This window comes from Nocardia sp. CC201C (assembly GCF_030010695.1).
GTDB classification, from domain to species: Bacteria; Actinomycetota; Actinomycetes; order Mycobacteriales; family Mycobacteriaceae; genus Nocardia; species Nocardia otitidiscaviarum.
Window position 1 is genome coordinate 1 of the sequence record NZ_JASCXP010000280.1, and the last position, 9,799, is coordinate 9,799.

At 70.6% G+C, this 9,799-nt stretch carries 9 protein-coding genes; 5 read left to right on the forward strand and 4 right to left on the reverse strand.

All coding sequences use genetic code 11. The features are described 5' to 3' along the window. The 3 genes from QK444_RS24920 to QK444_RS24930 all read left to right on the forward strand — a co-directional run. On the forward strand, positions 1-605 hold a 605-nt coding region (locus tag QK444_RS24920; protein WP_282784225.1), incomplete at its 5' end, for a molybdopterin-binding protein. A gap of 338 nt (positions 606-943) precedes the next feature. After that, positions 944-2,107: a bifunctional molybdenum cofactor biosynthesis protein MoaC/MoaB gene (gene moaCB, locus QK444_RS24925; protein ID WP_282784226.1), complete on the forward strand. Its 1,164-nt coding sequence runs from the start codon at positions 944-946 to the stop codon at positions 2,105-2,107. Then, positions 2,100-2,519 (forward strand): molybdenum cofactor biosynthesis protein MoaE, encoded by a 420-nt coding sequence (locus tag QK444_RS24930; protein ID WP_282784227.1) that lies wholly within the window; start codon positions 2,100-2,102, stop codon positions 2,517-2,519. Before moaCB ends, QK444_RS24930 begins: the two co-directional genes overlap by 8 nt. A 118-nt stretch (positions 2,520-2,637) precedes the next feature. Here the strand turns inward: QK444_RS24930 and QK444_RS24935 are convergent, their stop codons facing one another. Continuing rightward, entirely contained in the window at positions 2,638-4,002 is a 1,365-nt protein-coding gene (locus tag QK444_RS24935) for a nucleobase:cation symporter-2 family protein (protein WP_282784229.1), read from the reverse strand. A 182-nt stretch (positions 4,003-4,184) separates the two neighbouring features. Here QK444_RS24935 and pucL point away from each other — a divergent pair, with 182 nt between their 5' ends. Continuing rightward, positions 4,185-5,105, forward strand: coding sequence for a factor-independent urate hydroxylase (gene pucL / locus QK444_RS24940; protein ID WP_282784231.1), 921 nt, complete (start codon positions 4,185-4,187; stop codon positions 5,103-5,105). Here the strand turns inward: pucL and QK444_RS24945 are convergent. Further along, positions 5,087-7,231 carry a PucR family transcriptional regulator gene (locus QK444_RS24945; protein ID WP_282784233.1) on the reverse strand — a complete coding sequence of 715 codons (2,145 nt, stop codon included), beginning with the start codon at positions 7,229-7,231 and terminating at the stop codon, positions 5,087-5,089. The two genes, pucL and QK444_RS24945, sit on opposite strands and share 19 nt — an antisense overlap. Before the next feature lie 123 nt (positions 7,232-7,354). Here QK444_RS24945 and QK444_RS24950 point away from each other — a divergent pair, with 123 nt between their 5' ends. Continuing rightward, a complete protein-coding gene (locus QK444_RS24950) occupies positions 7,355-8,425 on the forward strand; it encodes a CobW family GTP-binding protein (protein WP_282784235.1) in 1,071 nt (356 codons plus the stop codon). A gap of 63 nt (positions 8,426-8,488) precedes the next feature. Here QK444_RS24950 and QK444_RS24955 read toward each other — a convergent pair whose 3' ends face one another. Then, positions 8,489-9,484 carry a sulfate ABC transporter ATP-binding protein gene (locus tag QK444_RS24955; RefSeq protein ID WP_282784236.1) on the reverse strand — a complete coding sequence of 332 codons (996 nt, stop codon included), beginning with the start codon at positions 9,482-9,484 and terminating at the stop codon, positions 8,489-8,491. Continuing rightward, on the reverse strand, positions 9,481-9,799 hold a 319-nt coding region (locus QK444_RS24960; protein WP_282784238.1), incomplete at its 5' end, for an ABC transporter permease subunit. The genes QK444_RS24955 and QK444_RS24960, both read right to left, overlap by 4 nt.

The following is a 9,799-nucleotide window of genomic DNA, read 5'->3' on the forward strand; positions in this document are numbered from 1 at the left end:
CGCTGCGGCCGGGTCAGATCTACGACTCCAACGGGCTCACACTGGCAACGGCGTTGGCGGACAACGATGTCGAGGTGGTGTCGGTCGGGCACAGCTCCGACGATCCGACCGAGTTCCACGCGCTGGTGACCGCCGCCGCGGCCGCCGCCGACGTGGTGTTCACCTCCGGCGGCGTGTCCAAGGGGGACTTCGAGGTGGTGAAGGATGTGCTCGCCGAGCTGGGCGGCGAATTCGGTTCCGTCGCGGTGCAACCCGGCGGACCGCAGGGCGTGACGGTGGTGGACGGGGTGCCGGTGGTGAGCTTTCCCGGCAATCCGGTGTCGACCGCCGTCTCGTTCGAGGTCTTCGCCCGCCCGATCCTGCGGGAGTTGGCCGGACTGCCACCGGTCGACACCACGGAGCTGGCCTTGCTGGAATCGGTCCGCTCCCCCGCCGGTCGCCGCCAGTTCCTGCGCGGCCGCCGCACCGACGGCGGCGTGGCCCTGGTCGCCGGTCCGGGCTCACACCTGATCGCCTCCATGGCCGCCGCCGATGTGCTCATCGACATTCCGGCCGAGGTCACCGAACTGCCCGCGGGGACGCCGGTGCGAGTGCGGCACCTCTGACCCTGCCGCCCCCGAGAAACCACAGCTCGGCCACGCTCGACACCTCAGGGCCGTTGGCCGACCTCGACGCGTGTCGTCGGTACCGGCCTCGCCAGGGCCGACCGCCGATGCGGATCTTGTGGGACACAGTCGCCGCGAATGTGCTGGCCGTCCGCGCCGCGCGCGGTCACGGCGGCCCGCGCGGCGCACGTGCGGACGCGCGAAGGGGCCGTGATCCCGCCACCGGCTCGGCCGATCCACCAGGATCGGCGAACCGCGGGTCGAGGCATTTCGGAGGAAGGCACGAACGGTGCCTCCCCGTGCCGCCCCACCGGGGCGACTGTGGAACGCTGGTGGGCATGAGTGAGTTGTCCCATGTGGATCGAGAGGGACGCGCTCGCATGGTGGATGTGAGCGCCAAGGCCGACACCACGCGGGTGGCGGTGGCGGCCGGTGAGCTGCGGACCACGCCCGAGGTGGTGCGGCTGGTGCGGGCCGACGACATGCCCAAGGCCGATGTGCTGTCCACCGCCCGCATCGCCGGAATCAACGGGGCAAAGAAGACGTCGGAACTCATTCCGCTGTGCCACCAGCTGGCCCTGTCCTCGGTGGATGTGCGCTTCGACTTCACCGATGCCAGCATCACCATCGAGGCGTCCGCGAAAACCAAGGGCCCCACCGGGGTCGAGATGGAGGCCCTCACCGCCGTGGCGGTGGCCGGGCTCACCCTGCACGACATGGTCAAGGCCGTGGACCCGGCCGCCACCCTGAACGATATCCGCCTGCTCACCAAAGACGGTGGGAAGCACGGGCATTGGGAACGGCCGGACGCCACCGCGGATGCCGCGGACCCGCACGTGGCCGCCCGGACCGCGAACAGCGGGACGGACGGCACTTCCGCCGTAGCCGACGCGGAGACCGCCCCGCCGACCGGCACCGGACAACTGGCCGCGGAGACATCGACGCCAACGCCCGTGGTGAGCGATCGGCACACGAGCACCCCGCGACGGGCCGCCACGCGAGACATCGGGGCGGATGCGTTCGGCGCGGGCCGCCGGGCTGCGGTTCTCGTCGCCTCCACCGGGGCGGCGGCGGGCACACGGACCGACACCACCGGGCCACGGCTGGTGGAATGGCTTGCCGGGCTTGGTTTCTCGGTGCGAGGGCCGCTGGTGTACGCCGACACCGATATCGCCTACGGCCTGTCGGACGCGCTGTCGGAAGAACCCGCGCTGGTGATCAGCACCGGCGGGACGGGGGCCTCGCCCACCGACGCCACCCCGGAGGCGACGCTGAAGGTGCTGGATCGCGAACTGCCGGGAGTGGCGGAGGCGATCCGGCAGCGCGGCACCGCGAAATTCCCGCTGGCCTCGCTCAGCCGTGGCGTCGCGGGGCTGGCCGGACGCACGGTGATCGTCAACCTGCCCGGTTCGCCGGGTGGGGTGAAGGACGGCATCGCCGTGCTGGAACCACTGCTCGAACATCTGCTGGCCCAGGTGGCCGGAGGAGGCAGCCATGAGTGACCTGCTGGCCCGGATCAGCGATCAGCCGCTGAACCCCGACGAGGTGGAGCGGGCGGTGTCCGGTCCGGAGCACGGCGCGGTCGTGGTGTTCACCGGCAAGGTCCGCGATCACGATGGCGGCCAATCGGTCTCGGCGCTGGAGTACTCCGCCCACCCCGAGGCCGAACGCTTCCTGCGCCAGGTCTGCGCCGAGGTGGCCGAGGCACGCGGCCTGCCGGTGGCGGCCGTGCACCGCATCGGCCCCCTCACCATCGGCGACCTCGCCATCACGGTCGCGGTGGCGGCCCCGCACCGCGCCGAAGCCTTCACCGTCTGCGCCGACCTGGTGGACCGCATCAAACACGAGGTCCCCATCTGGAAGCGGCAGCGCTTCGCCGACGGCATGTCGGAGTGGGTCAACGCCTGCGGCTGAGCTGACCGACCGCTCGCGACCGTTTACCCCGCACCGCGGGATCGCGGAGGCGAGCCGCGCTCTCGACCATCGCGGCGGCGGGTCCGGCCGGTGTTCGGGCTCGCGCCCGACCCGCGGCTCAGGCCGTCACCGGGTCCTGCGGTTCCGCCGCCGGTGGCGTGGACTCCGCCGCGCCGCGCGCGAATCCGCCCAGGCGGGTGTGGTTGAAGAGCAGGTTCAGGGTGAAGACGGTTGCCGCCGCCAGGGAGATGCCGCTGTCCAGGAGGATCTGCGCCGAGGATGGGAAGCGGTCGAACATGCCGTCGGTGAGCACCGGGATCAGGCCGACGCCGATGGCGGTCGCGGCGATGGTCAGGTTGACGCGGTCGGTCAGGTCGGCCTTGCGCAGCGTGTTGACGCCGATCACGGCGATGGTCGCGAACAGCACCAGGCCCACGCCGCCGACCACCGGTTTCGGCACCGCCGCCACCACCGCGCCGACGCGGGGCACGATGCCGAGGATCATGAGCAGCGCACCGCTGACCGCCGTCACGTAGCGGCTGTACACCCGGGTGGCCGCCACCGCGCCGACATTCTGGTTGAAGACGGTGTCGATGAAGGAACTGAACACACCGGCCAGCACCGCCGACAGCCCGTCACCGGCCAGCCCGCGCCCCAGTTCCGCACGCCCGACCTTCTTCCCGGTGATCTCGCCGATGGCGAGCATGCTCGCCGTGGACTCGGCGAACACCACCGCGATCACAATGGTCATGGCAACCACCGCGGCGAGCGGGAACTCCGGTGCGCCGAAGTGGAACGGCCGCGGGATGCCGAGCCAGTCCGCCGCCCCGACCCCGTCGAGCGTGATCAGCCCCATGGGTACGGCCATGAGCACGCCCACGGCCAGCGCGATGAGAATGCCGAGCTGCGACCAGACGCCGCGCCCCAGGCAGGTGAAGACCAGCGCGATCACCAGCACCACGGCGGCCAGCCCGATGCGGGCGGGATCGCCGAAGGCCGCGTCGCCCGGATCGGTGCCGACGATCAGTCCGCCCGCCACGCCGATGAGCGAGATGCCGACCACGGTGAGCACGGTGCCGGTCACCAGCGGCGGGAAGAACCGCACGATCATGGCGAACGGCCAGGCCAGCGCCAGCCCGATCAGACCGCCGATGAGCATGGACCCGTACACGGCGGGTAGGCCGTATTCCTTGGCGATGAGGATCATCGGCGACATGGCCACGAAGGTGGCGCCGCAGATGATGGGCAGCCGCGCGCCCACGAACCGTCCGGCCCCGAGGCTCTGCACCATGGTGATGAAGCCCGCGACCAGCAGGTCGGCGCTGATGAGCAGTCCGATGGTGGCCTGGTCGAGTCCGGCCGCCGCGCCGAATACCAGTGGGACGGTGACACATCCGGTGTACATGATCAGGACGTGCTGGATGCCGAAGGCCAGCAGCCGTGTCCACGGCAGCCGGATGTCGACGGGATGGGGCGAGGTCATCGGTACTCCTTGCGATACGGCAGGTGAGATCACGCTAGACACTCGGCGGCGTTCGCGGGTTTGTCCGATATGCCTAATCGGCCGCGGCGGACACGCCGCATTTTGTCTCGGCAACCAGTGCTCGCGGGACGCGACATGCGCCAGAGTGGGATCAGGATGTCCATCGACCGAGGGAGCCGCCCGTGACCGCATCGTCCGGAAAGATCGTGCTCGGCCCGCATCAGTACGGCAAGGCGGAGAACCGGGTGGTGCGCATCTACCGGGACACCGCCCGGCACGAGATCCGCGACCTGAACGTCTCGTCGTGTCTGCGCGGTGCGTTCGATCCGGCGCACACGGTCGGCGATCAGGGTGCGGTGCTGCCCACCGACACGCAGAAGCAGACCGTCTACGCCTACGCCAAGGAGCACGGCGACGGCAGTATCGAGGACTACGGTCTGGCGCTGGCCCGGCATTTCGTGGACGACATCGAACCGGTGGATTCGGCGCGTATCGAGATCGAGGAGTACGCGTGGCAGCGGGTTCCGGTCGGCGGCAGCGGGCACGACCACACCTGGACACGAGTGGGGCCGGAGGTGCGGATCGCCGCGATCACGGTGCGCGGCAGCGGCTCCGAGCGGCGGGAGTGGGTGATCGGCGGGGTGAAGGATCTGGTCATCCTCAAATCCACCGGATCGGAGTTCGCGGGCTTTCTGACCGATCCGTACACGGTGCTCGAGCCCGCCGCGGACCGGATTCTGGCGACCAGCCTGGTGGCACGCTGGCGTTTCGCCACCGCGCCCGAGGACTGGGACGCCGCCTACGACGGCATCCGCGCGGTCATGATCGAGACGTTCGCCACCCTGCATTCGAAGGCGTTGCAGCAGACGCTGTTCGAGATGGGGAAGGCGGCGCTGGAGGCGTATCCGTGCCTGGCGGAGATTCGCATGTCCGCGCCGAACAAACACCACTTCGCCTACGACCTGGAGCGATTCGGGGTGGAGAACGCCGGTGAGGTGTTCCACGCCGACGATCGGCCGTATGGGCTGATCCAGGCCAGCGTGCTGCGGGAAGGAGCGCCGGATGCCGGAATCGCCTGGGACGTCTACACCGGGGCGGTGTGACCGCCGAGCGTCCGCACCGCCAGGTACAGGTCGAGCCGGTCGTCGAGCCGCCCGAGGTCCCGCCCGGTCAGCTCCTCGACCCGGCCGATGCGGTAGCGCACCGTATTCAGATGCAGATGCATGCGCTCCGCCGCCTGCCGCCAGGAGCCCTCGCATCCGAGAAACACCTCCAGGGTGCGCACCAGTCCCGCGCCGGTCCTGCGGTCGTACTCGACCACCGGCCCCAGCACCCGTTCGGCGAACCGGCGCTGCAACTGATCGGGTATCGCGGTGAAAAGCCCTGCCGCGCTGTCGATATCGGCAATGCGCACGCTGGCCTCCCCCGCCTCCGCCGATGCGACGGCGGCGGCCGCCGCGAATGCCCCGGACAGCGCCTCCGCACCCTGCGGCGCACTGACCCCGATCCCGATCCCCGCGCCACCCAGCACCGGGCGCAGCCGCCCGAACCCCCGGCGCAGCAGCACCGCCACCTCCGCCTCGCTCCCCGGCACGTACCCGATGACGCGACCGCCCCGGTCGATACCGGTCACGATTCCGGGCAGCACATCATGCAGCGCGGCGCGCAGTGTGTCGCGAGTCGGTGGCGGCACGGTGGGCTGCCCCGGCGGAGTGCGAGCAGCGGCCCCGATGGTCGAGGCGGTGGCGCACCGCGCGGCAGCATCCGCCACGGCAGCCGCCGGAACCGGTGCCGCCCCGGCCAGCCGGTCCGAATCGGCGGTGAGCGGTCGGCGCTCGGCTTCGAGAACCTGCCCCGCCCGATTGCCCCCAGCCCCCATCATCCCGCGCGCGGCCGCGTGCACAATTCCAGCCGAAGATCCCGCGGCAGCCACGGTGGTCGGGTCGGTCGCACACCGCGCGGCAGCATCCGTCATGACAGCCGAATCGGCGGTGAGCGGCCATCGATCGGCTTCGACGACCTGCCCCGCCCGATTGCCCCCAGCCCCGATCATCCCGCGCGCGGCCGTGAGCACGGTTCCCGCCGAAGACGCCGCGACCGCCGCCCTCGCGACGGGCACCGCACCCTCCGAATCCGAGGGTGTGGTCGCTGATGCGGCCGCCCCTCGTACAACCGCCCCCTCGACCGCGATCGCGACATGATCGGGAGCGACGGTCGCGGACGCGGCGTCGGCGGCATTCCCGTGCGCCGGCGCTCCAGACCTCGCCGCGGTCGCGGTCACGGCACCGATCGCACTTCGGTTGACCCGCGCGGCGGCAGGTGACCGCCGTTCGCCGATACCGGGGGTGGTGTCGGCCCGGGAGGTGACGCACAGGTCGCATACCAGGGTGACCCACGGTCCGGTCGCCGGTGCGGCGGTGAGGTCGACGGTACGGTCGGCGACGTCCCAGGTGGCGCGCAGGTGCTCGGCCCGGCGCGCCCGATAGAGTTCCGCGACGGCGGCCAGGTCGGCGCCCACGGTCTGGATGCCGTGCGGGTCGGCGTCGGCGGCGGCGCGGACCATGAGGTACCAGGCCGCGATCCGGTCACCGCCGCGATCGCCCACCGGGTGCACCGTGATCCCGCCGGGGGCGATGGCAGGCAGTCGGGGCGCGGTCAGGGCGGTGGGCAGGATGCGATCCATCTCGTCGTCGCGCAGCGGCGCGGTACCCGCCACGACCGCGCCGGTGGCGGTGAGCAGCCAGGCCGAGAATCCGTGCTCCGCCGCCACTTCCGCCAGCAGATCGCCGATGTCGGCACCCCCGGCGGCCTCGGACATCAGCCGACGCAGCCCGAACCGCTCACGCTGCCAGCGGGTTTCGGCGGCCTGCTCGGCCATGTACTCGATGATCCGGCTGAACGGCGCGCTCTGCGGGGCCGACAGCAGCGGCAGGTCGTGGCGGACGCACGCCGCGACCACATCGTCGGGGACGTAGCCGTGCAGGGCCTGTCCGGCGACGACGCCGACCGCTCCGGCACGGGCCAGCAGGCCGATATAGCGGTCCGCGTCCGCCGGGGAACTCCGCCACACCAGGCCGGTGCACACCAGGGCTCCGGCCGTCACGAACGGCCGCGGGTCCGGCATATCGGTCACGCACACCCGATCCACCGCGCGCTCCAGCGCCGCCGCGTCACCGTGCAGCAGGTCCATCCGCAATTGCGGCGCGCCGAGCAGATCCCGTAAGCGCACGGCACACCTCCGTCCTTCGCTCCTACTGCCGCACACCGTAGGAGTCCGGTGTTGCCGCCACGTTTCGCCCGTGCTGCGACCACTTCACGGCGGCCCGATCCGCGCCCCCGGTAGGGTGGTCGGGTGGCTGGGCGTATTCCTGTTCTCGTGGTGGCCGGATTTCTGGGGGCCGGTAAGACGACGCTGCTCAACCACCTGCTGCGCAACAATCGCGGGTTGCGAATCGGGGTGGTGGTCAACGATTTCGGCGCGGTGAACATCGACGCCATGCTGGTGGCGGGCCAGGTGGATGCCATGGTGTCGCTGGGCAACGGCTGTGTGTGCTGCGCGGTGGATGTGAGCGAGCTGGACGGTCTCTTCGACCGCTTGGCGCAGCCGCGCGCGCGGATCGATGTGATCGTCGTGGAGGCCAGCGGGCTGGCCGAGCCGCGCAATCTGATCCGCATGATCGTCAACAGCGAGAACCCGCGCATCGGCTACGGCGGACTGGTGGAGCTGGTGGACGCCGAGCATTTTCCGCAGTCCCGCGCCCAGCACCCGGAACTCGCCACCCACCTGCGCATGGCGGATCTGGTGGTGGTGAACAAGGCCGACCGGGTCCCGGCGGCGACGCTCGACGGACTGCTCGCCGAGATTCGCGCCCTGGCCGACCCGGCCCCGGTCTACTCCACCGCGCACGGCCGCATCGATCCGGGCCTACTGGTCGACACCCCGGACCGCGAGGCGCGCCGCCCCCGCGTCGGTGAGCAGCTCAGCTTCGACGAACTGTTCGCTGCCGCGCACGACGACCAGCACGACTGCGACGACCACGATCACCGCCACCTGCACGACGGCTACGACACCATCTCCTTCACCAGTACCACCGACCTGCATCCGCGCGCCCTCGTCGACTTCTTCGAGAACCCGCCCTCGGGCCTGTTCCGCGCGAAGGGCACCATCGCGTTCGCCGTCCCCGAGGACCAGCGCAAGTTCATCCTGCACATGGTCGGCCGCCATATCGTCGTGGAGCCCACCCCCTGGCCCCGCCACGAGCCCAGAGCGACCAACCTGGTCCTGATCGGCGCGGGCCTGGACACCGCCGCCGCCCTGGACCGCCTGCGCACCACCGTGCACACCGACGCCACCCCGCTCGACGAACAGGAACTCCTACCCGTCTGGCGCTACGTCGAACCGTCCGCTCACTCCGTGAGCTGATCCGGCGCCACCTCGAATTCGGTACGCCCACTCGCTGATTCGACGCCGTAGGGCAGTGCGATCTCACTCGGCGGGCAGGTCCGGGAGGCGGGTGGCGCGGACGTAGACGGTTTCCCCGGCGGCCAGGTGGAGCGCCTCGGCGTCGCCGCGGGTCACCTGGGCGGTGAACAGGTCGCCGGTGGCGGCGTTCTTCAGTTCCACGCGCACCTCGAAGCCGAGGTGGACGACGCGTTCGACGCTGGCGCGGGTTACCCCGGCCGACACCGCCGTGCCCTCGTGGCTGGCCAGCGCCATGCTGGGGTCGCGACCGACGCGAATGTCGTGCGGCCGCACCAGATGTCCGTTCAGCTTGGCCACATCACCGAGGAAGGACATGACGAATTCGTTGGTGGGGCGGTCGTAGACGTCCTCGGGGGTGCCGATCTGTTCGATGCGGCCGCGGTTCATGACCGCGATCTTGTCCGCCACATCGAGGGCTTCCTCCTGGTCGTGGGTGACCAGCACCGTGGTGACGTGCACCTCGTCGTGCAGCCGCCGCAGCCATTTGCGCAGATCGGTGCGGACTTTCGCGTCGAGCGCGCCGAACGGCTCGTCCAGCAGCAGCACCTGCGGCTCCACCGCCAGCGCCCGCGCCAGGGCCATGCGCTGGCGCTGACCGCCCGACAGCTGCGCCGGATAGCGGTGCTGGAAACCGTCCAGTCCGACGATCTCGAGCAGTTCGTCCACCCGCTTGGCGATCTCGCTCTTGGGCCGCTTGCGGATCTGGAGCCCGAACGCCACATTGTCGCGCACGGTCATGTGCTTGAACGCCGCGTAGTGCTGGAAGACGAACCCGATATCGCGCTTCTGCGGCGGCACCCGGGTGACATCGCGTCCGGCGATGGTGACCACCCCGGTGTCCAGGGATTCCAGCCCCGCGATGGACCGCAGCAGCGTGGACTTGCCCGACCCGGACGGCCCCAGCAGCGCGGTCAACTCCCCGGAGGGAATGTCGATGCTGACATTGTCGAGTGCGGCGAACGAGCCGTAGCGCTTGTTCGCACCGGTCACGGTGATCATGAGGCAGAGTCCCGCTTACGTTCGAGGAGAGTCATCAGGAGAAGGACGACGAAGGCGATGCCCATGAGCAGGGTCGCCGCGCAGTACGCGCCGAAGACATTGTGGTCGTTGTATCGGTCGTGCACGAGCAGCGTGAGCGTCTGCGATTGGCCGGGCAGCGCCGTGGAGACCATCAGCACGGCACCGAACTCGCCCAGCGCCCGCGCCACCGTGAGCACCACGCCGTAGGTGAGGCCCCACCGGATGGCGGGCAGCGTGATGCGCCAGAACGTCTGCCAGCGGTTCGCGCCCAGGGTCGCCGCGGCCAGTTCCTGA

Bases quoted from the DNA above. Each gene is read 5' to 3' on its own strand.
- moaCB (WP_282784226.1), top strand. From the start codon at position 944: ATGAGTGAGTTGTCCCATGTGGATCGAGAGGGACGCGCTCGCATGGTG.
- QK444_RS24930 (WP_282784227.1), top strand. From the start codon at position 2,100: ATGAGTGACCTGCTGGCCCGGATCAGCGATCAGCCGCTGAACCCCGAC.
- QK444_RS24935 (WP_282784229.1), bottom strand. From the start codon at position 4,002: ATGACCTCGCCCCATCCCGTCGACATCCGGCTGCCGTGGACACGGCTG.
- QK444_RS24955 (WP_282784236.1), bottom strand. From the start codon at position 9,484: ATGATCACCGTGACCGGTGCGAACAAGCGCTACGGCTCGTTCGCCGCA.